This is a genomic window from Paenibacillus sp. FSL L8-0644, assembly GCF_038008165.1.
In the GTDB taxonomy this organism is placed as follows: Bacteria; Bacillota; Bacilli; order Paenibacillales; family Paenibacillaceae; genus Paenibacillus; species Paenibacillus polymyxa_D.
The window spans coordinates 4,351,755-4,377,405 of sequence record NZ_JBBOYN010000001.1 but is presented as its reverse complement, the minus strand read 5'-3'; the positions used below and the strand labels follow the sequence as shown (position 1 = coordinate 4,377,405).

Sequence of the window (25,651 nt, the reverse complement as noted above, 5' to 3'; positions counted from 1 at the left end):
TGTGAAAAATGTTACAATGCCAGGCTACAATGATGAATATCTCAAAATATCGCCTTTGAAATGACAAATTTCCGACAGTTTCTTTTACACACTCTTCACCTATTATAAACCTCACACCACCGGTGTTCAATACAAACGAATAGAAAAACAGGTCTTGAAGCCTGTAAGGGAAGGACATTCCATGACTTGAGCACCTGCAAATAGTGGAGTATACTGAAGGAGAACATGAAGTAAAAGAGGAGGATGGAGCTATGATTAACATCACCGATTCCGCTGCTGAGCGTTTGAAGGATATGCTGGAGCAGCAGGAAACGCCGAATATGTTTTTACGTCTGGGTGTTACGCCAGGTGGTTGCACCGGATTCTCGTATGCAATGGGCTTTGACGACAACGAGACGGATCAGGATATATATATGAACGTACAGGATATGAAGATTGTAGTGGAAAAGGAAAGCATCCGCTACCTGGACGGTCTGGAAATCGACTTTGAAGAGTCTGGAATGTCAGGCGGCTTCACGATTCATAACCCGAATGCTGTAGCTACATGCGGCTGTGGTTCAAGCTTCCGTACGGCTACGGATGCCGGGAAACCGAACGAAGAGCCTTGTTAAGGTAGTTTAAAAGGGTACAATGAAATGAATTGTCTGCAAACCTGCATGATGGGGTGTTAACAATTCGAAAATGTAAATCAAGACCTCCAGAACGGTATAGTCACGTACTATATTCGTCCTGGAGGTCTTTTTTAATATGTAGAGATTACTTACTTAGGATCATTATCACTACGTGTGGATTGGACAAATTTACTCAGGGCATTAAAAAAGGCAAATGCAACTGTAAAAAGCAAAAGAGCTACGGGTTTAATTTCAATCTTAGAAAAAACACTATATAAAACTAAAAATGCAAAAAAGAGTACTGAGCTATTTACGTTTTGTTTTGTATAAATAGATTTTATAAAATTCATTGTATCACTCTCCAATTTGATTATAAGAATTCAAAACATATAGTATAAGTACCTCATTAACAAAATAGAAGTTAACTTGGTATATATACCATATTGCGAATGTATTCAATGAACGACTTCTTATACATAAATTACAGTATTGCATACAAACATTCAGGACTTATCAAATAAAAAATTCACATTATTTTAATTAGAGTTTTACTTCACTAGAATTTCAGTATAGGAACTTACAATTTGAATTCTGAGGGAGTGAAAGAATATATGAGCAATCCAGTTAGTTTAAAAATGGCTACCATGACATATGGACTTGATGATGATCCTCATATGTATGAATTATTTGAGGGAGTTCTGTATGATCGTAGTTATTTCTTTTATCTTGAACATGGGATACTGTGTCTGCGACATGTAAGAAAGGTAGAACAACCGGACCATCCACATCTTTATGTGGATGGGGAAAGTGGGGGCCTCCAACTAGCGAAGAATGTACAGCGTGGGATTATGGAAGTCGTTACAGAACTGATCGAGCGTTTGCGTAGTAAGGATGGATTGACGTTTTTACTGGACGAACTGCTATGGCTACATGGTCGAAGTCATATTGAACTTAACCTCGTAAAAAATAAAGGATGATATATTTCTGTTGAGAAACTAGCTGATTTGTAACCTTCCTCCACGGAGTTGGCACTTAAGACTAAGAACACGAGAGAAAAGAGGCTAGGGATGTATGAAGGAGTGGGTTGAAAAGGCACGGCAGGGGGATGAAGAAGCGTTCGGGCAGCTAATGCTGCATTTTCGCGGGATGGCCTATGCGGTGTCCTATGACATGCTGAAGGATGTTCATCTCGCGGAAGATGCCGTGCAGGATGCGCTCATAGAAGCTTATCAGAATCTGGAGAAGCTGCAGAACGCGTCCGCTTTTCCAGGCTGGTTCAAGACCATTGTCGTAAGACAGTGCCAGCGAATGCTGCGGCGCAAGCATCATTCGATGCTTCCTCTGGATGAGGCTATGCAGATATCGGGAGGAGTACCGGGTGTAGCAGAAATTGCGGAGCGTAGGGAGGAGAGCCAAGTTCTGCAACAATCGGTGAAGGCACTGTCTGCCAAGCTGCGCGTGCCTCTGCGGCTGTTTTATTTTTACGGCTATTCTCTTCAGGAAATTTCCGATTATCTGGGCACTCCGGTCCCGACGCTTAAGAAGCGGTTGCACGATGCTCGCCGAAAGCTGAAAGGTACACTCCCGGTAGCTGATCTCGTTTCTGTGTTCAATCATTTGTATGAGGGAGGGCAAAACATGCTACATATTGTTAACGGTGATGTTGTAGGCGAGATGTTGAAGCAGGGTGTTGTACAGGGTGATGTGCTTGTATGGAGAGAGGTATATCCGGCAGGACCGATATTTTTAAATCCAGCGGGGGCGGAAGAACGGGCATTGCGGGCCAGGGTCCTAGAAGAATCGATGGGTATTCCGACCAGCGAATATATTACGGGTTGTGAGGAACAGGAGCAGAAACTTCGTGAGTTTATTAAGTATGATGAAGTCGTATTGTGGTTTGAGCATGACCTGTTTGATCAGAGCATGCTCGCCTATCTGCTCCACTGGTTCAAAAGACAGAAACTGGGCCGCACGAAGCTGAGCCTGCTCTGCATTGGGGAGTTTCCGGGAATCGAACGCTTTCATGGCTTGGGACAGCTCACTCCGGCACAGCTTCAGACATTATCCGGTACCTGGCGGACTATTGGGCGGCAAGAAATGGAACTCGGAAGCGAGCTTTGGCAGGCGTATGCTTCTCCTGATCCTGTACAAATGGCTAATCTGCTGGAAAACAAGAAGACAGAATTGGCAGCATCCGGCCTGACTTTTGCCTATGAAGCTTTCACAGCGCATCTCAAGCGGCTGCCCTCGGAGCAGAATGGTCTTGGCATTGTGGAACAGACCACGCTTCAGGCCGTTCATAATGAAGTGAATACGGCATTGGAATTGTTTCGTCAGGTAACTGACGTTCTGCATGTGCTTGGCATGGGTGATCTCGAATACTGGAAATTTATTCGTGCTTTGGCGCAAGGCGAACATCCTTTGCTGATCATTGACGGGATTGAGGCGGGCTTGGATTTCAGACAAATTCCGGATTTTCTGAACCGAAAGGTAATTCTGACAGAGTTGGGTAAAGAGGTACTGAATGGATCAGCGGACCGCATTGCAGTTCAAGGGATCGATGAGTGGTTTGGGGGGCTGCATCTCCATGGACATGAGGTTTCTTGGCGCTGGGATGATGTAGCTGGAGGTTTGATCCGACATTGAAGGATAGCTATCATCAGTATATTCTCCTAATGTTAGGAACCGACATGGGCAGATGCGCATATACTTTCTAAAAACTAACATTAGGAGGAATAAACTTGTATCAAGTACCTTCTTACTGGGGAAATTCATACTATATGCGGGCCGATTTTGTACCGATCTGGAACACAGGATTTCCGAAAGCAGTACAAATGATAAAGGAAGCGGTACAAGGGGAGCGTAACGATGAGTTGTTCTACGATGAATTGATCAATTTGGCACCCTCACAAGAGCAGGTGGCTATTATTGAAAGCATCCGTAATGATGAGCGCGGTCACAATAAAATGTTCAGAGAGATGTATCGGGCTTTGACAGGACAGGAAATTGCAGGCATCAGTAGTGAGCAATATGAGAGGGTGCAATCTTATACAGAAGGTCTACAGCGCGCCTTGATGGGAGAGTTGGGGGCGGTGGAACGATATCGCAACATCTGGTTTGGTTTGCCTGCCGGTATCTATAAGGACACGGTGTACGGTATCATTTTGGATGAGCTTAAGCACGCTGCCAAATACAATTATCTGATTACGTTGAATCTCAGGTAACTATTGACCGAAAGTCAATACTACTCCACATCAATTGGATGCTGGATTTTATCCTTATATTCATCCACATAGAGTTGGCCGTTGCTGCCTTTAACGGCATAGAATACGTCCTCTAACTTTTTGTCGCGGGCCTTCAGTTGAGACAGCAGCCATGATTCGGGAATATGATTGGAGTTTAAATTGCCATGCAAAAGCTGTCCGTCGATTACAAGCTCAATTGGGAACTGTGTGGCATTACCTGCATTCAACTGCAGGTCTTTTAATGTCACGGCTTGCAGTTCCTTTTTCTTTTGAACAGATAGTTTTCCGTTAATCTCAAGGAGGGCGTACTGCACTTCTTCTATATTAAAAATTTCTTTCTGGCGAAGTTGTTGGTTTAAAGAATCCAATGTCATATTATTTTTTTTTAGGTTATCTTCGAGAATGAACCCTCCTTCTATGAGAACGGTGGGTGCTCCCTCTGTCCACATCTTAAAGTTTCTGAATTTCAAAAAAAACTTGGATAAAACATAAGAAGTAATTGTAAAAACAGACAGGGCTATTAATAGGTGGACAACTTCTATTTTTTGGTTAAATGCAAAATTAGCAGCCATAGCTCCTAATATAACTGCCGTTACGAATTCGTGAAAGTTCATATTGGAAAGGGTTTGCTTCCCCAATATTCTCCCAATTAGCATGAGGATAACGAATGCAGAAAAACTTCTGATCAAAATAACGAGATGATCCATGCAAAACCCTCCTAGTTTGAAAATTGCAGGTATTCAGCATATAGGTTACCCGCTGGGATGGGATAATATACCAATGTAATTAATGCATTATATGTGATGTATAAGCTTATAGGTTAGAAATTTAGCTATTTGGTCGAATGATTTGATTTCTCTGCATATGAATAGACCTCCTTATGTTCATAATCCAATGCTTCTACTGCTTCATATCCGTAAACAGCTCCTGCGCAGTACGCACAAATAACTGTACAGCCAGAGAAGCATTGTGCAGGGATGGTACAGCGATACCGATTTGACGTGTGATCAGAGGTGAAGTCTCCTTGACGGTCAGATCATGGGGGAACGTGGACAAGGCGAGTGAAGAAACAATGCCCATACCCAGTCCTTGTCGAACCATGCTGACCAAGGTGCTGACATTGTGAGTAATGAATTGTGCCTGCAACTGACTTTGTTCGCGTTCAAAACCTTCCATAATGGCGACCTCATGTCCACCTTTACAAAAGATCATATCCTGCTCATTCAAGTCACGGATGGCAATTTTATTGTGCGATTGTAGAGGGTGACCGTCTGGCAGGAGAATAACCATGTCATCCTGACATAATGGGATGATATCTACCTGAGGGTCTGGTAACAGGATGATACCGACTTCGATTTCTCTGGTATGCACCCACTCCTTGACTTCATTCGTGGAGCCTTCATGTAGATCGAAAACAAGGTTCGGATAATGCTGACGAATATGATGAATAATCGGGGGCAGAAAATAGGCTGAGGCAGAAGGAAAGGCACCGATCGTGATCGTGCCCACGTCTAGACCTTTTTCAGCAGCCACCTGCTGCTGTACCTTTTCCATGCTTTGCAGCATCATACGGAATTGCAGCAGTACCTTGTGCCCGATATTTGTCAGCAGCACTCCTTTTTTTCGGTCGCGCAGCAATAGCTGGACACCCAGCTCGTTTTCGATGCTGGCGATGGCATGGCTGACCGCGGGCTGCGTCATATGCAGCTCATGGGCAGTTTGGGTGAAGTTTAGCGTTTCAGCTACACGAACGAAGATCATAATCTGAGTAATGGTCATAAGTGAAAAGTTATCTCCCTTATTGAAAACATTCATTTTATTTATTAGTGACCACAGTATACGCTAGTAAAGCAAAACTTTGCAAACGGCTATTCAGATTTTAGTCGGTAGCAATGAGCGATGAAAAATCTAAGGGAGAGAAGACATCTATGAAAAAATTAACACCTAAAGCTACGTTGTGGCTTGTCTTGATATTAGTGATGGTATGGGGGATCAACTGGCCGTTGACCAAGCTGGCTTTGCCAGATACGCCGCCGATATTTTTTTCAGGAATCCGTACCCTGCTGGGTGGTGTGATTCTGCTATTGTTCGCTATACGTCACCGGGAAACCTTGCGTTTTAGACAGAATGCGTGGACTTATCTTGTGCTGTCCATATTTAATATTGCAGGCTACTATGGCTTGCAGACGGTAGGGCTGCGTTATTTGTCTGCTGGGTTATTTTCCACTTTAGTATTCCTTCAGCCGATCCTGTTGGGATTATTCTCCTGGATGTGGTTAGGGGAGCGCATGTTTCCCCTGAAGGTCATTGGACTGGTACTGGGTTTTGGCGGGGTGATCGTGATTAGCTCTGGTGGAATGGCAGGGCATTTATCGGTACTGGGTATTGTGTTGGGGCTAGCTTCAGGATTGTGCTGGGCGCTCGGAACGATTTATATGAAGAAAAAAAGTCAGCGGCTGGACTCCATTTGGGCGGTGACGATGCAGCTCGTATTGGGAGGGATTATACTCAATGGGATTGGATTTACGACCGAGAAATGGAGCGATATTCACTGGACGACCTCCTTTGTCGCAATTCTATTGTTTATTTCGATATTCGTGATTGCGATGGGCTGGATAATTTATTTTAAACTGATCGACAATGGAGATGCAGGAACCGTCGGCTCATATACGTTTATGATTCCGGTGTTGTCCACAGTCTTTAGTATGGTAATGCTCAAGGAATCGCTTACTTTGACGTTTGTTGTGGGGCTGGTGCTGATTGCAGGCAGTGTGTATCTGGTAAATACAGCATCTCCTAGAAAACGAAAGAACCGAAACTCCAGGGCTGATGAAACGAATTCCTGTACAAATGCATAGAAATATGGAATTAGGAAAAATATACTAGATTATCAGAGGAGGGAATAGTAAAATATGACTATATAAGTAGAGAGGAAGTTTGGTATGGGAGAATTAAGCAGTCATGCTCAGTCTGTGGAGCCGCAAGCACATTCTGTTCGTAAGCTCGCAGTTGTAGCAACAGTCATTTCAGGAGTAGCTGTACTAGGATGTATAGCCTTGGCGGTGTGGAATTATAATCTGAATACGAAGGTCAATACTTTAACTAGTGCGAACGCTTCACTAAATAAAACAACACAAGCGTTAACGAAGCAACACAACGATACAGAGGCGCTACTGGGACGAGTTAGATTAACAGCTAACCTGTCAGCCATAACGCATATGTTAGAGCAGACATCTGTCGTTACCGATGATTTTGTATTGGAAAAAGTGACTTTTGATGTAACAGAGGATGGCACGTTGAAGGGTGTGCTACTGAATGTGAACAATCAACCTAATCTTGGTTTTGGCGGTGCTTATCAAGGTTATGGTAAATATAATATGTCCTCAGCTGTATTGACGAAGAAGGCGGAGGAAGTCATAAACATAGCTATGAAAGAGTACGGTACATCTGACAAGCTTCCGGTATGGGATAAGAATACGAGGGTGGAAATGACGGTTCAAAATTATCCGCTTGGGAAGCGGGAAGGCGGCACTTTTAAACTCACCGGTCAGCAGTAGGAGGAACCTAATGTATTCCGATGTTGGGTTTTGCAGATGAAGCGGGGGAGTTAAGGAATGGACAGATATACACCTACAGCGAGGGAACGCTGGCAGATGAAACAGAGCGAGCCGCAGCAGCAGGGATGGCTGCTCGCTTTCTTTGGCTGGATTTTTGCAGGTTTGGGGTTCATATTTAGTTTTTTTGTCTTTGGAGGATTGTTGGGTGTCTTAGGTTTGGTTTTTGGAATTTTGACGAAACGAATGGAACAAAGAAACACGCAGGGCATCTTCATTATTGTAATCAGCTCCGTTGCTATTGGCATCGGTCTATTGATTTTTATGATTTTTTTTACGCAAGGTTTTGTAGAGGGTCTGAGAGAAGGGTATAATGAGCATTATTAGGTCAGGGAGGTAACAGCATTGAGCGTCATTATTTCGCAGCAAATCTCGGCAACGGGCGTGAAGGAATATACGAAGGTGATGAAAACATTTGATTCTCCGTTTACACCTTTAGTTGGACAGAAGATCAGGGACACGGCATTTGGCGATATGCAATATTACGATGTCGAGGACGTATTTATTGATCTAGCGGAGAATGAATATTGGGTTATTCTACCTGCCGTTTTGCTGCATACTGATGATATTGAGGATATACGAGACGCTGTGCGTGAGTATCGTTCACATGGTTGGGAATGTACGAAACCTCTGTAAATGCATACCACTTAGGCATCTATACGGAAACGTCTTTCTTTTGCGAGATAGGCGTTTTTTTGTGTATTTGTGTAGGGGATATTCCTAATGATTGGCATGAAAGGAAAGAATTTATGCTGAAAATGCGCAAATTTTATCATTTTTTATCATAAAACGACAAGTTGGGAAATGAAAACGGCCTTAATGTGTTATACTTAGTATATCAAAGGACAAGAGTCTAAAACGACCGGTAAGGCCCTTTCTTTGAAGAGCCTCTGAAAGGTTCAACGTTTATCCAAAATAAATGGTCAAAAGGAAAAGGGGAAATGCTAACGTGAGAGTGAATTTGAAATTTACCAACAAAGGGCAAGTTGCAGTTGAGAAGTTCAACAATGAGGAGCTTATCGAAATCTTTACCCGCTACATTAAAACGTTAAGCAAGAAGTATGATATCTCGGTTACCGTACCGGAGGATCTGAATGAGCAGATCTTGGAGGAGGGTACCGTGAAGGTCGTGTTGGATAAGATTAATTGTGACATGGACGCTTTTTTCAAGGAGCTGAGCCGGGATATCAAGGTGCCGCTGGTCAAAAGATTGGGTACCAAACTGGATAACGTATTTAAGACCGAGGTTGTGGAGCAGGAACAGAACTAAGTATAGGGATCAAGCGAGTCGAATGAAGATTCGCCATATGAAATGATAAAACCTCCCGAATGGGGCGCATGGCTAGGCCATGTGCTCGTTCGGGAGGTTTTATATGTTTAAACTACTCTATTCAGTAGGAAAACATGCAAGGCATGTCTCTCCCTTTTAACGTATTGTTGTGGATGTAGGGCGCAGTTGGGCTAAATCAAACGAAGGTACCAGCCCTTCCTGCGCGGCACGACCGAGCAAAGCTTCGATGGCGGCATATCCACTGTCGCCCAGATTGGCGGTAAAATCGTTAACGTACAGGTCGATATGCGATTGGGCGACATCAGGTGAAAGCTCCTGCGCATGAGACAATACATATTCACGCGAAGCTTCGGGATGCTGCCAAGCGTATTCGACAGAGGCGCGTATCCAGTTTGTGATCGCATCCAGATCCAGCGTACGGCGGGCAATAATAGCTCCGAGCGGGATCGGCAGTCCTGTATCTTCTTCCCACCAGTTCCCCAGATCGACTTGCTTACTAAGCCCGTAGGACGGATACGTGAACCGTGCTTCATGAATAACTAGTCCGGCATCTATCTTCCCGTCACGGACAGCAGGCATAATTTGGTCGAACGGCATCACGACGATCTCGCCGACACCCCCAGGCACATGCTTGGCCGCCCACAGGCGGAACAGCAGATAGGCAGTGGAACGTTCACTCGGAACGGCTACACGCTTGCCGGACAGGGCTTCCGGGCCTTTGACGGTGGAACCTTCCTTGGTCAGCACGAGTGGCCCACAACCCCGGCCCAGTGCGCCCCCACAAGGCAGCAGGGCATATTCATCCAGTACCCAAGGGAGTGCAGCATACGAAATTTTCATGATATCCAGTCCGTCTGGTGTGATCGCCAGATTGTTGGTGATGTCGATATCGGCGAATGTAATGTCCAGCGCGGGTGCGCCCGGAATCAAACCATGCGCCAGAGCATGGAAGACAAAAGTGTCGTTGGGACAAGGTGAAAAAGCAATTTGCATCTATATAACCTCCGTTAATGTAGAAAATGCGGCTTCCAATGCTTGCAAAGCCTCTTTGATTCGCCAGGCTGCACGGTCACGTGGACCGACAGCATTGGAAATCGTGCGGATTTCCATCGTCGGCAGTTCTAGCCTATTTGCAGCCACGGCCACGCCGTAGCCTTCCATCGCTTCGGCAGCAGCTCCAGGAACGCGTTTGGCCAGCCGTTCCGCTGTTGCCGCCGTACCGGTGGCCGTAGAGACGGTCAGGATCGGCCCCGCGACAGCCGTCTGTCCGGCGGCACGCAACGCCTGAACCAATCGCTGCGCGATGGCAACGTTCACGGCAATTCGGCTTGAGCCGAAACCTAGCTCGTCCACGCTGCTGAAGCCCTCTGCCGTCTCGGCCCCCAGGTCGGCGGCAATGATCGCGTCAGCAACAACGACGCTCTCCAATGCAGCGACCTCCGCGAAGCCGCCACCAATTCCGGCGCTGATGACCAGACGGTAGTCACCAGCCGCCGCCAGTGCTAGCGCGGTTGAAGCCGCCGCGGACGGTGCGCCCACGCCAGCTAGCTCGACCACAAAACGGGTGTCGCCTTTCAGGCCCCGCAGTACAGCTTCCCGTTCGCCTTCAACCGCGGTCATAACCAGGATGCGCTCATCTGATGTTGTATGCTCCATCGGTTGATTCCCCTTTAAATTTAGGTAATATGCTCCCTTATCATACTGCTTTTCGAAACGATGTTCAAAAAAGGTCGACAAAAAAAGCGCTCTGAGGCGCTTTTTGAAAAACTGCAAGATTCAGCAGATATGAAAATCGGTAGTTGTAAACATAAAGCAATTCTAATCTGGAAGAACAGCGCAGGCATAGCATATAATAATTATATCGGCTGATCCTTTGTGATTAGCTGAAACATGGTAATATTGCGGTCATAATGGCTTGGGGTTCCATCTTGATTGCGCACCCGAATCATCTCGCTACTGAATAACTCGATATATCCACAGCCAATCTCACAGTATACACCTGTAGGGTCCTCTTGCCAGACCGTAACGAGGTGTTGAGACAGCGCTGCGGTGAAAAATTCGATGTTTTTTTGCAGTACGCGTGGCGTTTTCTTGGGTTCCATAACGTAAATCCTCCCTATATCATGCCATTTGAAAATCAGCAATTGAATGTGGCTTCTAAGTGGTTACTACACATCATAACGAACATAAACAACTGAAAAAGAAACGGTTCTTCAATCTACTCTATGAAACAGACGTAAACACTGTACCGCTTAATGCTATTTTTGTAAAGCATCCGAATGACCTTTTCAAATATCCAGTTTGTGTTTACACACATTTTACATTGCGTTTACACTACTGTGATGCTAGTGCGTTTCATCTAATAGTACAATAAAGGGTAACTATACTGCATGAATTGATGGAGGCCATATGTTGATAGAGAGTCAGAATAAGGATAAAGCCGGGTCAGAACGTTACTTTAACCGAGATTTAAGCTGGATTGAATTTAATCGCCGTGTGCTTCAGGAAGCTCAGGATGCAGATACACCGTTGCTGGAGAGAGCCAAATTTTTGGCGATTGTATCTAGCAATTTGGATGAGTTTATGGCTGTTCGTGTTGCAGAGACGCGCGAGAAAATCAAGGCGGGTTTTATGCAAAAGGATTTTACGGGATATACCCCCTCCGGTTTGTACAAACGCCTGATCAAGCGTACTGTCTCGATGGTATCGGAACAATACCGGACCTATCGTGATATTTCCCGCCTCTTGACGAAAAAAGGTCTTTTACTGCTCGAATATGAAGACTTAAATACGACACAGCGCAAGTCGCTGGATGCATATTTTCATGAAATTATATTTCCGGTGCTCACGCCGATGGCGGTCGATCAGAGCCGTCCTTTTCCACTCGTTCACAATAAATACGTATATTTAGCGGTCGTTTTGAGACGTCCGGCGGATACGGAGGAGGATAAACCGCTTTTTGCCATTGTGCAGGTGCCTTCGAATATTCCACGTGTGGTTACAGTGCCGTTACGTTCCAATAGCAAGAAGAAATCATTTATTTTAATTGAGGAACTGATCAAGCATCATATCCAAACGCTGTTCACTGGGTATATCCCAGAGGCCGTTCATGCTTTTCGTGTGACACGTAACTCCGATTTATCCATTAATGAAGAAGAAATCGAAGATTTGCTCGAAGAGATTGAAAAAGAGCTGCGTCGAAGACGACGGGGCGCGCCAGTAAGATTGGAAGTAGAAAAAGGGATTCATCCCTATGCCCTGATGGAGCTTCAACGCGAATTCAAGCTGTTCGACCATGTTTTTGAGGTGGACGGGCCGTTGGATCTGACATTTTTATCGTCTTTTGCCGATCATTTGGAAGGGTATTCGCATTTGAAATTCCCGGCAATCAAACCACTGTATCCGGAAGAACTGCCCCCGCAGGAGGATATTTTCAACGTACTTCGCAAACGGGACGTGCTCGTGTATCATCCGTATGAATCATTCGATGCGGTAACTGATTTTATCATTGAGGCATCAGAGGACCCGGATGTGATGGCAATCAAAATGACCCTGTACCGTGTCAACGGGGAATCGAAGCTGATTCCGGCATTGGCACGTGCGGCCGAATCGGGCAAGCAGGTAACAGTGGTGGTGGAGCTGAAAGCCCGTTTTGACGAGGAACGTAATATTGCCTGGGCGCGTACGCTTGAAAAAGCAGGCTGTCACGTAGTGTATGGGTTGGTTGGCTTGAAGACGCACGCCAAAATCATTCTTGTCATACGCCATGAGCGCAACGCACTCAAACGATATGTGCATGTAGGCACAGGCAATTATAATGAAAGCACGGCGCGCGTGTATACGGATATCGGATTGTTTACGTCAGACCCTGTACTTGGTGAGGATGCCTCCGAACTGTTTAATGAAATCACGGGATTCTCCGCGCTCAAGACTTTGCAGGCTTTTACCGTGGCTCCAACAGGAATGAAGAACAAGCTGTTTGAACTCATCCGTAGGGAAGCAGAGCAAGCATTGGCAGGTAAGCCCGCCCGGATTATTGCCAAGATCAACTCCTTATCCAATCAGGAGATGATCGATGAACTATATGCGGCTTCCCAAGCAGGTGTGAAGATTGATCTTATCATCAGAGGGGTCTGCTGTTTGCGTCCCGGTGTGGAAGGATTCAGCGAGAATATACGTGTCATCAGTATTGTAGACCGCTTTCTGGAGCATTCCAGATTGTTTTATTTTGAAAATGGAGGGAAATCCGAGTTATTTCTGTCCAGTGCGGATTGGATGACGCGCAATTTGACCCGCCGAATTGAACTGATGTGCCCGATTTATGATGACGGGATCAAAGAAATGCTGGCAGATATTCTGCATTTATCGTTAAGGGATAATGTGAAGGCGCGCCAGCTTTTGCCTAATGGCAGCTATCAATTTGTGTCCAGAAACGACAAAGAGGCTCCCATCAGGAGCCAATCTGAAGCGATGAAGGTTAGAAATTGGAAGAAGGTAGAATGGACCACGACAATGTGAGGTTCCACGCCTTTTGGAAATCTTTCGCAACGGATTCTAGTTCTCGTTGTTCTAATATGGGTTCACTCTTGCTTTCCAAACGAAGATGCATTGCGTCATCCCCTGTAGTAGGATTGATGCTGGTAATCATTCCGGACTCACTCCGATCCATGCCAATCGCGAGCTGGAGCAGCGAGCCGAGCCGATGTACACGTTCCTCGTCGGAAGGCTCCAAAATATCCGCATGTGTGCGTAGCAAACGGGGGGTCCGGTTCTTGGGATGGTAATCCGCGATCAACGCGGCTAGTACCGTTTCCCTATGGGATAGACCGCCAATGCCTGCATGTAAGATCCAGAACACGGAATTCTGGCGAAAATGATAGTAATTCAAGGCAGCTCCCGTTTTGTAAAGAGTTGCTGCGGTCAGTAACAAACGTTTGTCCATAGCAGCTGAGGTTCCGCTAGCTAATGTGTCATAGAGCCGGACGGCGTACTCGTTAACCCGCTTGACATGCGCTTCGCTAACCGGGACAGCAAACGAAAGGATATTGCGAATGGATGTGATAAGCGGATTAGCTACCACGGGCTGTTCAGCGTTGACCAGCTCATGAAATAGGCCGTCTCGCAGACCCGCTCCACTGACCAGATACGCGGAGCCTTGAGCAGCTTCAAATATCGTTTTCAATATAATAAGACCGGGTACAATGATGTCGGCTCTGTCCTTGGACAGGCCGGCTGTTTTTTTGCGTTTTTCATAGGGAAGATGGGGCAGACTGCCATAGAAGTAATCGACATCTTCTATCGTCATTTCGTAATGGTGCGTCACAGGAAGTGAGTAATCCTGCCGCTTCTGATTGATTTTAGCCAAAGTACGCAGGGTCCCACCTAGCCCGATGAATGGCAGATCCGGATTGGAGAAGATCCAATCATGATTTTGCAGTGAAGAACGGACAAAGCTCTCCATTTCCTCAATCTGCTGAGGAGACCATTCGCCATTCTTGACCTCACGTCCAAAGCGCCAGTTCATATTGACGGCGCCAAAGGGAAATGACACCGTATGCAGTCGCTTTCGATCGCGGAACAGCGTAATTTCGGTACTGCCACCCCCGATGTCAATGATGATTCCATCACTCACATTCATAGTGTTCACTACACCCAGAAAACCGGCATAGCCTTCTTGCTCTCCGCTCAGTATTTCCAGTGTTAAATTTGTCTCCTCCGCAATCCATTGGACGATTTCGTCCGAATTCGTGGCATTGCGGATGGCTGCTGTTGCTGCTGCACGCATACGGACAACCCCGTGCATATGACATACCGCCATAAATTGGCGCAGCAACGGAGCGATGCTTCGAATCGCCTCCCGTTCCATACGGCCGTTGGCCCCAACCTTTTCGCTCAGTCGGGCAGCTTCTTTGCATTCCTGCACAATGCGATAGGCTCCTGTCTCTGTCATTTCATAGATCACCAGACGTATGGAGTTTGAGCCAATGTCCATGATGCCAATTTTGCTATTCATGAGTTGACCTCCTTGTTGAAAAACGATTTGGCGGTAATTTCCGCTGTTCCGTGCAAATGGTAGTAGATTATTGTCATTGTACCAGTGATATTCGGTGCATGCTACCGTTCGCCATGATCTTGTCGAAATAGACACATGCCGCGGACAATCATCCAAGAATAGAACATTCCTGTTGAGTATGTATAAGTATACCTGACGGCGAAAGGAGAGGGTTAGATGAGACAACTTGCAAGCAAATGGCTAAAGACGAAGGCGCTGCTCCACCATCCACATACCGCCGTTTATATACCGGAAACCTGTCTATATAGTGAAGATCAATTGCGCATGATGCTGCGGCGGCATGCTTTTGTGTTTATAAAACCTGTAAAAGGAGGCGGAGGAATCGGAGTCATGCGTGTGGCAAAGGAGCGTAGGGGATACACCTGCACGCGTATGGAGCACACGCACCGGTTCAGTCATTTTAGAGCACTTGTAATCGGAATCCATAAGCTCCGAATCCAACGCCCATATCTCATTCAACAAGGGATCCAACTGGCAAGTATTCAAGGTAGACCTGTCGACTATCGAGTCAAAGTTGTGAAGGAAGGGCAGAGATGGGATTTTCATGCGGTAGTTGCACGTCATGCTCGTCCCGGACTGGTCATTACGAATCTGTGCAGAGGGGGAACTTTGCTGAAGGGAACAGATGCGCTTCGAATGATATATCCCCGGCGGCTTGCTACGCGAAAGCGGCGAGAGATCATTGAACTTACACAGCGCTGTATTCCTGTGCTGGAAAAAAGGTTTCCTGGGATTGGACAACTAGGATTTGATTACGGGCTTGATCAGAATGGAAGGGTATGGATTTTAGAGGTTAATACAAGACCTCAATAAATTTCTGTTTTCTTCAATAAAATCCCAATTTAATCTATTAACAAGACGCTAAATATAATATATTTGTATAAATAATAAAAATATTTTTTTTGTGTTCAAGCTTCAAAATTCTGTGTATAAATATTGTCCACATTATCCCCTGTCACATATAAGGGTTAACGACACTTACCAACAATTTATACACAGGATTTCCACAATTGGCTGTGGATAACAGAACGCTTGTTCCGTTTTTGGTATTTTGATAGAATAGATTTTGAAATAAAAGGAAAGGTTGTGTCGAGGATGGCTATGCTGACGGATGAGATGCTTTTGGATTCCTATCAGATGGCAATCGAGCTTAAACTTGAATGTGACTTCATTGCACTGTTGCTGGCTGAAATTCACAAAAGAAATCTAGAGATGAATACAGCCGTAGTCCTTCATTAGACCGGACAAGCTCTCGTACTGCGACTGTAAAGTCATTCAGGGTTCGAATGGCTTTACGGACAATCACTGCAACGAATAGGCACACCGTAAAAAAGGGTATTTCACTCCAAACATTCAAATTTGGAGTAAAATACCCTTTTTTGTCATAGTCTAAACTAAACTACATTTTCATGTTACTGCTGTGACCAGGAGACAACTTGGCATCTGGATCTACATAGACCTTGGCGTTGTTGACTGCCGTAGGGGCTTCACCAAAGCCGACCGCAATCAGCTTGAGCTTGCCTGGATAGGTTGTAATATCCCCTGCGGCGAAAATGCCGGGAATATTGGTTTCCTGGCGAGAATCGACCACGATGGAATTACTTTCGATTTCAATTCCCCATTCAGCAATCGGGCCAAGTGTGGATACAAATCCAAAGTTAACGATCACATCGTCCACTTCGATTTCCTGTGTTTCTTTGGTTTTTACATGAGCAAGAGTGACTTTCGTAATCGTGTCTTCTCCATGCAATTCTGTAATTTCCGTTGGTGTAATAACATTTACTTTGGATGCGAGGAGGTTTTCGACACTGTGTTCATGCGCACGGAATTTGTCGCGGCGGTGAATCAATGTAACCTGTTCTGCAATTGGTTCCAGCATGAGTGCCCAGTCTACGGCAGAGTCACCGCCACCACTGATTAGCACTTTTCGGCCTGCAAATTTGCTCAGGTCGCTAACAAAGTAATGCAGGTTCGTTTTTTCAAAATGTTCGGCACCTGGAAGCTCCAGTCTGCGCGGCTCGAAAGCACCAACACCAGCGGTAATAATAACCGCCTTACCATGATACTCGCCACCTTTGTCTGTTTTTACAATGAAGTGGCGTTCTTCTTTTTTCTCTAACGATACGACTTTCTCTTCTAGCTGCACTTCTGGATTAAAGTGGTTCATTTGTTGAACCAAATTGTTGACCAGTTCCTGTGCAGTTACTTTAGGAAAGCCAGCAACGTCATAAATATATTTTTCAGGATAAAGGGCTGCAAGCTGGCCGCCCAGTTGGGGCATACTTTCAATTAAGGTGACGGATGCCTGACGCATTCCTCCGTAAAAAGCGGCGAAAATACCGGCTGGACCGCCTCCAATAATGATCAGATCGCGGATCTCCGCGCCTGTGGATTGAGTTGTCACTCTAAAAACACCTCCGAAAGGGATAGTATGGAATTTGTAATTATTGAATCAGCCGCATAGAGGTTCAGATAGCCGCCGAACGCATGATTCACTGTTTATCATTATAAACTGCCAGGTTCCGCTTGCAAAGTTAAAGCTATTAATATTTGATGAAGACTTTTTTGTGAGTGTAAATTAACCGTTTTGAGAGAACAGCTTCGAATAATTATGTATATCGGAAGGGGTAAAAGCATGAGCAGTATTCCCAAAATTGTCATTGTGGGCGCCGGATATGGCGGTATATTGACGGCTCAGCAATTGCAAAAGGAGCTCAAGCACAATGAGGCGGATGTCACGCTGATCAACCGTCATGATTACCACTATATTACGACACATCTTCATATGCCTGCGGCAGGTACGGATACGATTGAGCATTCAAGGATTCCGATTGCGCAGCTAATCGATGAGTTCAAGGTGGATTTAGTCAAAGGAACGGTTAAGGAAATCATACCAAAGGAGAAAAAAATCGTGCTGGAGGACGGCTCGCTGTCCTATGATTATTTGGTCATTGGACTAGGCGGGGAGCCAGAAACATTTGGCATTCCGGGGATGGATAAGTTTGCGCTGACGATTCGCAGTATTAACTCCGTTCGCCTGATTCGGGAGCATATTGAATACCAGCTGGCCCTGTATAAAAATGATGGTAAACCAGGTCGCCTCAATTTCGTCGTAGGGGGCGCTGGTTTTAGCGGCATTGAGTTTGTAGCGGAGTTGGCGGATCGTTTGCCACAGCTGGCTAGAGCTTATGACATCGACTTTAACCGGATTCAAATCATTAACGTCGAGGCAGCTCCTACGGCACTGCCGGGGTTTGATCCTGAACTGGTGGAGTATGCGATGGATGTCCTTAAGCGTAAAGGGGTCACCTTCCGCATTGGAATTCCGATTAAGGAATGCTTGCAGGATGGTGTAATCGTTGGTGAGGGTGAGAAAATCGAAGCCTGCACGGTGGTCTGGACGGGAGGGATTCGTGGAAACGGATTAATTGAGAAAGCTGGATTCGAAGTGATGCGTGGAAGGGTGAAAATCGACGATTTTCTGCGTGCACCGGGCCACGATGATATTTTTATTATCGGGGACAGCTCCTTGATGTTTAATCCCGAAGGACGCCCTTATCCACCGACTGCCCAAATTGCGATGCAGCAAGGGGTGCTCTGTGCCAAGAATATAGCCGCTACTCTCCGCAAAAAGGAGTTGCACAAGTTCGTATTTTCCAACAAAGGGACGGTTGCTTCTCTTGGAAAAGGCGAAGCCGTCGCCGTGGTGGGCAAGCGCAAAATAAAAGGTTGGGTGGCCGCACAATTGAAAAAAATTGTCGATCTCCGCTATCTGTTCATCATAGGCGGAATTCCACTGGTACTGAAAAAAGGACGGTTTTTCTAAGGCCAGAAGGTTTCCATGACTCCTTGAAAGGAGCTTGGAGGCCTTTTTTATTTCAATGAACAAAAAAAGATATTGACTCATAACTATTTGACGTCGTATAGTATGATTACTAATTACAGAGGGGGAGCTTCACATTGAATTCTGATTTTAAAATCAATGCCGATCCCAAGAGAATACATTTATTGACTGAAAAGTTTCCAAATGTGGACTCCCAATCGTTGAATACGTGGGTACTTTTCGTGCAGGCAGCACATGAAGTGTACAATGGAGTGTCTTCCAGACTCTCGGAATATGGGCTATCTGTAGGCAACCTGAAAATTTTAATGCCATTGTTTTTACATGAACGTGCATTGACTCCATCAGAGCTGGCTGAATATTCAGGGGTTACTCGTTCAACAGTAACCAGCGTAATTGATAAGCTGGAACGGGACGGCATCATCCGAAGAAGTACGCTGACGGATCGACGTATGACCGCGATCTCCTTGACTGATGAAGGAAAACAGTTAATGACGGAAAAAATTCCGATGTTCATCCAGCTTTTTTCGGATTTAATGAATGAATTTACAAAGGAAGATCATATTCTATTTGCTACGTTATTAAATAAGTTTTCCTCAGGACTTGAACGGATAAAACGGGAGTAATCAAATTTCCCGGCTTAAATAGTTAGACGTCGTACTATCAGATTCCTTATTTGTTTTTGACTATTATTTTTTAACTATCATTGGCTAAATCATCATGAAGGAGAGTTTATTGCAATGAATAAAAAGATCATTGTGTACGTGCTACTTGTTGTTGCATTAGGTACCGGAGGTACGCTGATGGCAATGAGCGGCAAGGATGCTGTGAGTATGGCAGCCCAACAAAAAAACACACTGCTTACGGCAGATACCGTAAATGTTGCTTTTCAGGGCGTAGGGGGAAGAGTAAACACGATTGAGGTGAAGGAAGAACAACAGGTGAAAAAAGGGGATGTGCTCATGACCCTCGATCCTGTAGACCTTGATTTGCAAATTGAGAAATTAAAAACGGATATCGCACAGGCTGATGTGAAAATAAAACAGGCTAAAGACGGGCTGCAAAATCAGTCGGAGAAAATTTCAACTTCAGAAAAACAGGGACAATTGGACATTCAAGCCGCGCAAGCAGGAGAGTCCTTATTAAATCAAGGAACACGTGCGGAGGATATTCTAAGACAAAAGCTGGCTATTGAAGCAGCACAGCAATCGTTGGACGCAGCTCTGACAGGAGTAGAGACAGCCAAAAGGAATGCGGAAATCGCGCAAAAAACAGTATCATCCAGACAACAGGCTCTGGACTTGGCTAATGTGAATTACAACCGTATCAAAGCGTTATATGATGCTGGAGCTGGAACTAAAGCAGAACTGGATAACGCCAAAAACCAACTGGATAATGCCCAAATCGCGTTAGATACAGCTACAGATCAGGTTGAAATTGCCAAAAACCAGATTATAGCGGCTAGCAAACAATCGGACATTGCTAAAAATGGGATCGCTCAGCAGCAAACCGCTTTGGATAAAATGGAGGCAGGCGCAACTGCTGAGGAACGCCAGCAGGCTCGTATCAAAACAGAAAAAGCAAAGGAAGCCTTGACTCAAACCTCGCAAACACGAAAAGATGTTAAGAATAGCGAATACAATGTGGATCTTCTGGCTCAACAAAAGCAGGCATTAAGTGTTCAACTCAAAACTTTGGAATTGCAGCGCGGACGTATGGTGCTGAAGGCATCCGCAGATGGTAAGGTGTCGCGTATTGTACCTAAAATGGGAGAGATCGTTTCTACGGGGGCAACGGGCGTCGTTATTGAAACCAATCAGCTATACTACGATATTTATGTGGGCGAGGATTCCATGTCACAGTTTAAAGCTGGGGGAAATGTGAATACGCACGTCGTAGCTTTAGATAAAGATGTCCAAGGCAAGGTGAGGTACATTACTTCTGCCCCTCAGTATACCAACATGAGAATGAGTCGGGACAAAGGTCTGTCGGATATAAGCTCCTTCCAAGTGCGGGTGGATGTCCAGCGAACATCTGAATTATTACCTGGAATGACGGTAGAGGTTGTGACGAAATGAAGGCGTTTATAGAAGAATGGAAGCTGATGATCAGTGGTAAGATGGTTTTTATCATGCTGCTCGTTCCTATCGTAGTAGCTGTAGCCTTTGGATTTGTTTTTAAAAATAATCAGCTTAACGATGCCTCTGTAGCTGTAGTCGATTTAGATCATAGCAGTTATAGCCGACAGCTTATTAATAAATTGGATGCATCGCAGTATATTGATGTACGCCATGTGCAAGAGAATGAAGCCGATCCGAATTTACTTTTATATAATGAAAAGTTTTTTGCGGTGATTTACCTTCCAGCTGGGTTGGAGGAAAATAGGATCAAAGGAGTTCAGAGCAACATCGGTTTCTATGTAGATAATACGGTAGGTCAGGCTACTGGAAATCTACGCTCGGCAGTCACAGAGATCATGGCGACGGAAAATGCGATGCTGGCTGGTGGTGGATTAAAGGGTATGGGAATGAGTGACAGCCAGGTTACAGGGCTTACTTCCAATATGCTGCTTCAGCAGCGCCTGTTATATAATCCTACCAATGCTACTTTGATGACCTCAGTTATGGGGTTCATTAATACGGTCATGATTTCACTGATTGGTGCTACTGTACTGACAATTGTCCCGCGATTGCGGGAGCAAGGAAGATTAAAAGAGGAGCTTCAGTTTTCGTATGGTTTGATTCTTAGGGTGTTGCCGTATGCGTTAGTAGGATGTGTTTCCTTTTACCTGTCCATTGGTTTACTTAAGCAAATTGGCGGACTGCGCTTTGAAGCGAATGTATGGCAGCTCAGTATCCCATTTCTCCTGTACACGATTACGTTGAGTTTGTTTGCGATGGCTTTAGGGTGGAATGCGGCGAATCCGGGAAAAGCTTCCCCACGCCTCATGCTAATTATACTGCCTTCGTTTTTACTGAGCGGCGCTCAATTGCCAGTAGCTATGCTGCCTACATCGCTGCAATATATTAGTAATATTCTTCCATTGACCTGGCATTTCAAGTTTTTGAGAGGGATGGGCTTCAAAGGTGGGAGCCTGAAGTATTTTATTCCTGAGCTTGGCGGCTTTTTGATCCTATTAAGTGGTCTAATGCTTGTTATCTTTATTCAGATCGCTTTGGAGAAAAGAAAGCTGGCGAAAAGTGAGGATACATCCGTAGGGGTCGAGCCTGTGCTGCAATAAAAAAAGGATTCCGCCGTCTCGAAAGTGGGAGTTCGCGGAATCCTTAATTGTATGCTGCGATATGGTACTGACGGTTGTGCTTTACAGCTTCAACATGTCTTCAAATGATTCCTCATTCAACACGCTGCCGACATAGAAGGAGCCAAATTCACCGTAACGGGCACTGACTTCATCAAAACGCATTTCGTAGATTAGCTTCTTGAACTGAAGTGCGTCATCGGAGAACAGTGTTACGCCCCACTCCCAATCGTCAAAGCCGACAGAACCGGAAATGATTTGCTTTACTTTGCCAGCATAGCTGCGTCCAATTAAACCGTGGCTGCGCATCAAGGTGCGACGCTCGTCCATTGAAAGCATGTACCAGTTGTCATCTAGATCACGTTTTTTGTTCATTGGATAGAAACAAATATAACGGGCCTTGTTTAATACAGGCTTCAAGCGTGCGACAATTTGTGGATTTTGCATAGGATCTTCATCTTTGCTCAAATAATTGCTCAGTTCCACCACACTCACATAAGAGTAGGTTTTAGTTGTATATTTGGCGAAGGTTGTTTTGTTAAAATCATTTTCCAGTTTATTGAGGTCTTCCAGCGTTTCGCGCAGGTGCATCATGACAAAATCAGCCTTTTGTCCGACTACAGTATAGACGGCTGAGCTGCCCAGACCCGCTTCCTCGGTAACGTTCCATTCCTTCATAAACTCTTGAAGCTCGTCCAGTGCTCCGGCGCGCTCTTCATCGTCTGCGGTCTTCCATGCTGTCCAGTTGATGGACCGAAAATCGTGAAGCGCATACCAGCCTTCCAGTGTGGAGGCTACTTCGTTAGGTGTTGCTGGGGTTTGTTGAGGTTGATGTTGACTCACGATCTACACTCCTTTACGATCTGTAAATGATAATCGGCTTAGCCGAAATATGTGTACTTCCTTATATCTTTCCTGTATCCAATACGTGATGCTTAACCATTATATTGTAGCTCAAAATAAAGCTTTTCACCAATGAAAGAAGTGTGAAGAATTTTATCTTTACCATGATACAGGTCACAAAGTCATAAAATAGTTAGTATTCTCGAAAAAAGTAGAACTCAGACGAATACGGCTGCCAAAAAGGAGAACAATTGCCCTTATTTTGTTGGTCCCACGAGAAGGCAAGTATGATAGAATAGAAAAACATCTTGGAGACCGTTATGTCAGGAAAGGAAGAATGTTGGAATGCGGATGAAAAACCTGCTGCACTATACTGAGAACCACCGCTACTGCGTTTATCGGGAATTTGGCTTGAGCGCACTGGATGAATTGATGCTGGGAAGCGTCTATCAGCCGATGGTAGGCGCATTTGCGGTCAGTCTGTATCGACTGTTGTTCCAGCATGTGCCAGTCGGACAAATCGGTTATTCGCCGTTGGAACAGCAGCGTCGCCTTTTTCTGACACTGGGACTGGAGCCGAGTGAGAAGGGACGCAAGTATTTGATTGAACAGACCTCCAAACTGGAGGCCGTCGGTCTGTTACAGACGTCCAGGCTGTATGCACCCGAAACGGACGACTATATGTATGAATATGAGATGCAGCCGCCGCTCGCACCTGCTGAATTTTTCAGAACACAGCATCTCACCCTTTTGTTGAGAGACAAAATCGGTAAGTTTGCAGTGCTTTCTCTGAGAGAATCATTGTGGAGCAGAGAATCTAGCGAATGGTCGCAATCTTCCTATAATAAAGAGAATATTTCGATTCCATTTTATGAGTTATTTGAACTGAATACCCATGTTATAGATTATGAATTGGAGCAGGCGTTGTCCGAGGTGTCTACTAGCCGTCAGACTGGACCACTTGCGTCAGAATCGGAGGAAGCATTGAATTATGCAGATATTATTCTCCGTTTTCCGCGTGAATCTGCCAATCGTAAGCACGTGGAGCGTCTTCGGTTTGAGCACGAGCAGTTAGGCATGGTCAATTACGTTGTTCGCAAATTTGATCTTTCTGTACAGGATATTAGCCGATTGCTGGATGAGGATGGTATTTTTACCGAAGCAGGCGACTTGTTGCTCGACGAGCTTCAGCTTCGGGCTAGCCAGCACTCCAGACAGGATCGCAAGCGTCAGGAGGAGCAGCAGGTTCAAGCCGCCAAGGTAGTTGCTTTGCGCCAAAGGGAAGCTTCCACATCTGAAGAGCCGCCTGCAGAGCAAGCTGTGGAAATGGAATTTTATGTGGAGGTTCCCCCACAATTCACAGCCAAGTGTGACATTCACCAATATAATATGATGTTGCGCAACGAGCCTTATCGCCGTTTGCTGCAAACCTTTTTCCCCGGCACGGTTCCCGGTAACCTGCTGGATATATTCGAGAAAATTGATATCAGCTATAAGCTGCCAGGCGAAGTCATCAACGTGCTGATCCATTATTTGATGTCACTGCTCGTATCCGGGAGCGATCAGCGGATTAACCGCAACTTTGTCGAGGCCGTTGCTTCCAATATGCTGCTTAAGCAGGTAAACACTTACGAGAAAGCCGTTCAATATATAAGGGATCAAGCCAAGGTAAAAGGAAAACAGTCCTCTGCTTCTCCTTCCGGCGGCCGATCCCGCGCGTATGCCAAAAATAACGGGCCAGCCAAGCCATCCATTCCAATCGTTCAAGATCAACCTTCCGAGGAGTCTGTATCTGAGGAAGAATTGGATGAACTGCTGCGTCTGGCTGAACGAATGCAATCCGGTAAACAGAAAAAGGTGTAGGTAGATTTTAAGGTATCCATAACTCTGCACTTTTTAAGAAAGGAGGAGCGTTCTTGGAATCACTGGGCGATTTGCTGCAGCAGATGCAGAACCCTTCGTTTCGCCAGCGCACCCGCAATGTAGCCGATCAGGTTCTAAAAGATCCGCTCGTGCAGGAGTTTTGTGCTGCGCATCCTGATGTGGACGAAACACAATTGCGACTCAACATGAGCATGCTCTTTCAGTATGCCCGAGATCGTCGAAATTGCGACAATTGTCCGGGATTGGAACGGTGTCCTAACGATTTTCAGGGCCACTTTTGCAAGCTGGGCGTGGAATACCCGAATGGAACTGCTGAAATTGTAGACATTCGGACCCCATGTGCGAAGCAGATTGCTTCCCAACATGAGCAACGGGTGCGTGAGCGAATTAAAAGCTTCTATGTGGATGAACGCGCACTTCTGGAGGGATATAACGCCCTTGAAATTGCGCGTAAAGATTCACAACGCATGCCTGCCGTCACACAGCTATTCCGTTACATTGAAGAAACGAAAAGTCAGGGTCTATCCAAAAAAGGACTGTATCTGGAAGGTACGTTTGGTACGGGTAAAACTTTTTTAATGGGCTATTTATTGCACGAGTTGGCCCTGTCGGGTCTGAACGGTGTGATCGTGTATATGCCTGATTTTGTGGAGGACTTAAAGTCCATGATCCAGGATGGGCAGAAGCTGAAGGAAACGACCGAAATGCTCAAAAATTGTGATCTGCTTGTATTTGACGATATTGGTGCCGAAAATTTAAGCCCGTGGGTACGGGACCACGTGATGGGCTCTATTTTGAATTACCGAATGAACCGCAAACCTACTTTTTATACTTCCAATTATTCTTTGCAGGGACTGGAGAAGCATCTCAGCTTTACGAGCAAGGATGGAGAGGAAATGTATAAAGGACAACGCTTGATGGACCGGATTCGTCCTTTTGTAGATGTCATTACCGTAAAGGGAAAAAATCAGCGGGGGTAAGCGTTTATCC

The 25,651-nt window shown here is 45.4% G+C and carries 27 protein-coding genes; 18 read left to right on the top strand and 9 right to left on the bottom strand.

All coding sequences use genetic code 11. The annotated features are described in order from the left end of the window. Nucleotides 1-251 precede the first annotated feature (251 nt). Nucleotides 252-611 (top strand): HesB/IscA family protein, encoded by a 360-nt coding sequence (locus tag NSS94_RS19890; RefSeq protein WP_013311832.1) that lies wholly within the window; start codon nt 252-254, stop codon nt 609-611. Nucleotides 612-760: 149 nt separating this feature from the next. Here the strand turns inward: NSS94_RS19890 and NSS94_RS19885 are convergent, their stop codons facing one another. Then, nucleotides 761-961 carry a hypothetical protein gene (locus tag NSS94_RS19885; RefSeq protein ID WP_029518226.1) on the bottom strand — a complete coding sequence of 67 codons (201 nt, stop codon included), beginning with the start codon at nt 959-961 and terminating at the stop codon, nt 761-763. A gap of 261 nt (nt 962-1,222) precedes the next feature. On the opposite strand from NSS94_RS19885, the gene NSS94_RS19880 reads away from it, so the two are divergent. The 3 genes from NSS94_RS19880 to NSS94_RS19870 all read left to right on the top strand — a co-directional run bounded on the left by NSS94_RS19880 (nt 1,223) and on the right by NSS94_RS19870 (nt 3,835). Next, a complete protein-coding gene (locus tag NSS94_RS19880) occupies nt 1,223-1,588 on the top strand; it encodes a hypothetical protein (protein WP_165148504.1) in 366 nt (121 codons plus the stop codon). Between the two features lie 94 nt (nt 1,589-1,682). Further along, on the top strand, nt 1,683-3,257 hold the full coding sequence (locus tag NSS94_RS19875) for a sigma-70 family RNA polymerase sigma factor (RefSeq protein WP_340933093.1): 1,575 nt from the start codon (nt 1,683-1,685) through the stop codon (nt 3,255-3,257). A gap of 134 nt (nt 3,258-3,391) precedes the next feature. Continuing rightward, the gene (locus tag NSS94_RS19870) at nt 3,392-3,835 is read left to right on the top strand and encodes a ferritin-like domain-containing protein (RefSeq protein ID WP_069012664.1); all 444 of its coding nucleotides are present in this window, start codon (nt 3,392-3,394) and stop codon (nt 3,833-3,835) included. 20 nt (nt 3,836-3,855) lie between these two features. On the opposite strand, the gene NSS94_RS19865 is transcribed toward NSS94_RS19870, so the two are convergent. Beyond that, nucleotides 3,856-4,563, bottom strand: coding sequence for a DUF421 domain-containing protein (locus tag NSS94_RS19865; protein WP_069012613.1), 708 nt, complete (start codon nt 4,561-4,563; stop codon nt 3,856-3,858). 193 nt (nt 4,564-4,756) lie between these two features. Further along, nucleotides 4,757-5,635 carry a LysR family transcriptional regulator gene (locus NSS94_RS19860; protein WP_029518230.1) on the bottom strand — a complete coding sequence of 293 codons (879 nt, stop codon included), beginning with the start codon at nt 5,633-5,635 and terminating at the stop codon, nt 4,757-4,759. A 149-nt stretch (nt 5,636-5,784) separates the two neighbouring features. On the opposite strand from NSS94_RS19860, the gene NSS94_RS19855 reads away from it, so the two are divergent. From NSS94_RS19855 to NSS94_RS19835, 5 genes are all read left to right on the top strand, one after another. Continuing rightward, nucleotides 5,785-6,714 (top strand): DMT family transporter, encoded by a 930-nt coding sequence (locus NSS94_RS19855; RefSeq protein ID WP_341039972.1) that lies wholly within the window; start codon nt 5,785-5,787, stop codon nt 6,712-6,714. 84 nt (nt 6,715-6,798) lie between these two features. Further along, a complete protein-coding gene (locus NSS94_RS19850) occupies nt 6,799-7,413 on the top strand; it encodes a hypothetical protein (RefSeq protein WP_039272697.1) in 615 nt (204 codons plus the stop codon). A 57-nt stretch (nt 7,414-7,470) separates the two neighbouring features. Further along, a complete protein-coding gene (locus NSS94_RS19845) occupies nt 7,471-7,797 on the top strand; it encodes a hypothetical protein (RefSeq protein WP_039272696.1) in 327 nt (108 codons plus the stop codon). 18 nt (nt 7,798-7,815) lie between these two features. Beyond that, complete coding sequence (locus NSS94_RS19840) at nt 7,816-8,106, top strand: hypothetical protein (protein ID WP_069012616.1); 291 nt, start codon at nt 7,816-7,818, stop codon at nt 8,104-8,106. A gap of 313 nt (nt 8,107-8,419) precedes the next feature. After that, nucleotides 8,420-8,740 (top strand): hypothetical protein, encoded by a 321-nt coding sequence (locus tag NSS94_RS19835; protein WP_023990165.1) that lies wholly within the window; start codon nt 8,420-8,422, stop codon nt 8,738-8,740. Between the two features lie 156 nt (nt 8,741-8,896). Here NSS94_RS19835 and NSS94_RS19830 read toward each other — a convergent pair whose 3' ends face one another. From NSS94_RS19830 to NSS94_RS19820, 3 genes are all read right to left on the bottom strand, one after another. Then, nucleotides 8,897-9,754, bottom strand: a complete 858-nt coding sequence (locus NSS94_RS19830; protein WP_029518234.1) for a 1,4-dihydroxy-6-naphthoate synthase — start codon at nt 9,752-9,754, stop codon at nt 8,897-8,899. Next, nucleotides 9,755-10,417: a futalosine hydrolase gene (locus tag NSS94_RS19825; RefSeq protein WP_341040424.1), complete on the bottom strand. Its 663-nt coding sequence runs from the start codon at nt 10,415-10,417 to the stop codon at nt 9,755-9,757. It abuts the gene before it with no gap. A 200-nt stretch (nt 10,418-10,617) separates the two neighbouring features. Beyond that, nucleotides 10,618-10,863, bottom strand: coding sequence for a hypothetical protein (locus NSS94_RS19820; protein ID WP_029518236.1), 246 nt, complete (start codon nt 10,861-10,863; stop codon nt 10,618-10,620). A 307-nt stretch (nt 10,864-11,170) separates the two neighbouring features. Here NSS94_RS19820 and ppk1 point away from each other — a divergent pair, with 307 nt between their 5' ends. Continuing rightward, a complete protein-coding gene (ppk1, locus tag NSS94_RS19815) occupies nt 11,171-13,279 on the top strand; it encodes a polyphosphate kinase 1 (protein ID WP_341039971.1) in 2,109 nt (702 codons plus the stop codon). Here ppk1 and NSS94_RS19810 read toward each other — a convergent pair. Beyond that, the gene (locus NSS94_RS19810) at nt 13,239-14,774 is read right to left on the bottom strand and encodes a Ppx/GppA phosphatase family protein (RefSeq protein ID WP_029518238.1); all 1,536 of its coding nucleotides are present in this window, start codon (nt 14,772-14,774) and stop codon (nt 13,239-13,241) included. The genes ppk1 and NSS94_RS19810 overlap by 41 nt on opposite strands. 216 nt (nt 14,775-14,990) lie before the next feature. Here NSS94_RS19810 and NSS94_RS19805 point away from each other — a divergent pair, with 216 nt between their 5' ends. Together NSS94_RS19805 and NSS94_RS19800 are read left to right on the top strand one after the other, a co-directional pair. Continuing rightward, entirely contained in the window at nt 14,991-15,647 is a 657-nt protein-coding gene (locus NSS94_RS19805; RefSeq protein WP_341039970.1) for a YheC/YheD family protein, read from the top strand. Nucleotides 15,648-15,929: 282 nt separating this feature from the next. Next, a complete protein-coding gene (locus NSS94_RS19800; protein WP_007431918.1) occupies nt 15,930-16,073 on the top strand; it encodes a sporulation histidine kinase inhibitor Sda in 144 nt (47 codons plus the stop codon). 160 nt (nt 16,074-16,233) lie between these two features. Here NSS94_RS19800 and NSS94_RS19795 read toward each other — a convergent pair whose 3' ends face one another. After that, nucleotides 16,234-17,238, bottom strand: coding sequence for an NAD(P)/FAD-dependent oxidoreductase (locus tag NSS94_RS19795; RefSeq protein WP_165148522.1), 1,005 nt, complete (start codon nt 17,236-17,238; stop codon nt 16,234-16,236). A 231-nt stretch (nt 17,239-17,469) separates the two neighbouring features. Here NSS94_RS19795 and NSS94_RS19790 point away from each other — a divergent pair, with 231 nt between their 5' ends. From NSS94_RS19790 to NSS94_RS19775, 4 genes are all read left to right on the top strand, one after another. Beyond that, nucleotides 17,470-18,660 (top strand): NAD(P)/FAD-dependent oxidoreductase, encoded by a 1,191-nt coding sequence (locus tag NSS94_RS19790; protein ID WP_341039969.1) that lies wholly within the window; start codon nt 17,470-17,472, stop codon nt 18,658-18,660. 134 nt (nt 18,661-18,794) lie between these two features. Beyond that, on the top strand, nt 18,795-19,301 hold the full coding sequence (locus tag NSS94_RS19785) for a MarR family winged helix-turn-helix transcriptional regulator (RefSeq protein ID WP_318628002.1): 507 nt from the start codon (nt 18,795-18,797) through the stop codon (nt 19,299-19,301). Between the two features lie 114 nt (nt 19,302-19,415). Continuing rightward, entirely contained in the window at nt 19,416-20,753 is a 1,338-nt protein-coding gene (locus tag NSS94_RS19780; protein ID WP_039272689.1) for an HlyD family secretion protein, read from the top strand. Next, complete coding sequence (locus tag NSS94_RS19775) at nt 20,750-21,916, top strand: ABC transporter permease (protein WP_341039968.1); 1,167 nt, start codon at nt 20,750-20,752, stop codon at nt 21,914-21,916. Before NSS94_RS19780 ends, NSS94_RS19775 begins: the two co-directional genes overlap by 4 nt. 81 nt (nt 21,917-21,997) lie before the next feature. Here NSS94_RS19775 and hemQ read toward each other — a convergent pair whose 3' ends face one another. Continuing rightward, nucleotides 21,998-22,777, bottom strand: coding sequence for a hydrogen peroxide-dependent heme synthase (gene hemQ / locus NSS94_RS19770; RefSeq protein WP_051718004.1), 780 nt, complete (start codon nt 22,775-22,777; stop codon nt 21,998-22,000). A 345-nt stretch (nt 22,778-23,122) separates the two neighbouring features. On the opposite strand from hemQ, the gene NSS94_RS19765 reads away from it, so the two are divergent. Both NSS94_RS19765 and dnaI read left to right on the top strand, forming a co-directional pair. Continuing rightward, the gene (locus NSS94_RS19765; protein ID WP_069012623.1) at nt 23,123-24,640 is read left to right on the top strand and encodes a DnaD domain protein; all 1,518 of its coding nucleotides are present in this window, start codon (nt 23,123-23,125) and stop codon (nt 24,638-24,640) included. A gap of 53 nt (nt 24,641-24,693) precedes the next feature. Then, nucleotides 24,694-25,641, top strand: a complete 948-nt coding sequence (dnaI, locus tag NSS94_RS19760; protein ID WP_341039967.1) for a primosomal protein DnaI — start codon at nt 24,694-24,696, stop codon at nt 25,639-25,641. Nucleotides 25,642-25,651: the final 10 nt, after the last annotated feature.

Bases quoted from the DNA above. Each gene is read 5' to 3' on its own strand.
- NSS94_RS19805 (WP_341039970.1), top strand. From the start codon at position 14,991: ATGAGACAACTTGCAAGCAAATGGCTAAAGACGAAGGCGCTGCTCCAC.
- NSS94_RS19790 (WP_341039969.1), top strand. From the start codon at position 17,470: ATGAGCAGTATTCCCAAAATTGTCATTGTGGGCGCCGGATATGGCGGT.
- NSS94_RS19875 (WP_340933093.1), top strand. From the start codon at position 1,683: ATGAAGGAGTGGGTTGAAAAGGCACGGCAGGGGGATGAAGAAGCGTTC.
- NSS94_RS19855 (WP_341039972.1), top strand. From the start codon at position 5,785: ATGAAAAAATTAACACCTAAAGCTACGTTGTGGCTTGTCTTGATATTA.
- NSS94_RS19820 (WP_029518236.1), bottom strand. From the start codon at position 10,863: ATGGAACCCAAGAAAACGCCACGCGTACTGCAAAAAAACATCGAATTT.
- NSS94_RS19775 (WP_341039968.1), top strand. From the start codon at position 20,750: ATGAAGGCGTTTATAGAAGAATGGAAGCTGATGATCAGTGGTAAGATG.
- NSS94_RS19885 (WP_029518226.1), bottom strand. From the start codon at position 961: ATGAATTTTATAAAATCTATTTATACAAAACAAAACGTAAATAGCTCA.
- NSS94_RS19865 (WP_069012613.1), bottom strand. From the start codon at position 4,563: ATGGATCATCTCGTTATTTTGATCAGAAGTTTTTCTGCATTCGTTATC.
- NSS94_RS19765 (WP_069012623.1), top strand. From the start codon at position 23,123: ATGCGGATGAAAAACCTGCTGCACTATACTGAGAACCACCGCTACTGC.
- NSS94_RS19780 (WP_039272689.1), top strand. From the start codon at position 19,416: ATGAATAAAAAGATCATTGTGTACGTGCTACTTGTTGTTGCATTAGGT.
- NSS94_RS19845 (WP_039272696.1), top strand. From the start codon at position 7,471: ATGGACAGATATACACCTACAGCGAGGGAACGCTGGCAGATGAAACAG.
- NSS94_RS19825 (WP_341040424.1), bottom strand. From the start codon at position 10,417: ATGGAGCATACAACATCAGATGAGCGCATCCTGGTTATGACCGCGGTT.
- NSS94_RS19850 (WP_039272697.1), top strand. From the start codon at position 6,799: ATGGGAGAATTAAGCAGTCATGCTCAGTCTGTGGAGCCGCAAGCACAT.
- NSS94_RS19810 (WP_029518238.1), bottom strand. From the start codon at position 14,774: ATGAATAGCAAAATTGGCATCATGGACATTGGCTCAAACTCCATACGT.
- NSS94_RS19890 (WP_013311832.1), top strand. From the start codon at position 252: ATGATTAACATCACCGATTCCGCTGCTGAGCGTTTGAAGGATATGCTG.
- ppk1 (WP_341039971.1), top strand. From the start codon at position 11,171: ATGTTGATAGAGAGTCAGAATAAGGATAAAGCCGGGTCAGAACGTTAC.
- NSS94_RS19800 (WP_007431918.1), top strand. From the start codon at position 15,930: ATGGCTATGCTGACGGATGAGATGCTTTTGGATTCCTATCAGATGGCA.
- NSS94_RS19870 (WP_069012664.1), top strand. From the start codon at position 3,392: ATGCGGGCCGATTTTGTACCGATCTGGAACACAGGATTTCCGAAAGCA.
- NSS94_RS19830 (WP_029518234.1), bottom strand. From the start codon at position 9,754: ATGCAAATTGCTTTTTCACCTTGTCCCAACGACACTTTTGTCTTCCAT.
- NSS94_RS19880 (WP_165148504.1), top strand. From the start codon at position 1,223: ATGAGCAATCCAGTTAGTTTAAAAATGGCTACCATGACATATGGACTT.
- NSS94_RS19860 (WP_029518230.1), bottom strand. From the start codon at position 5,635: ATGACCATTACTCAGATTATGATCTTCGTTCGTGTAGCTGAAACGCTA.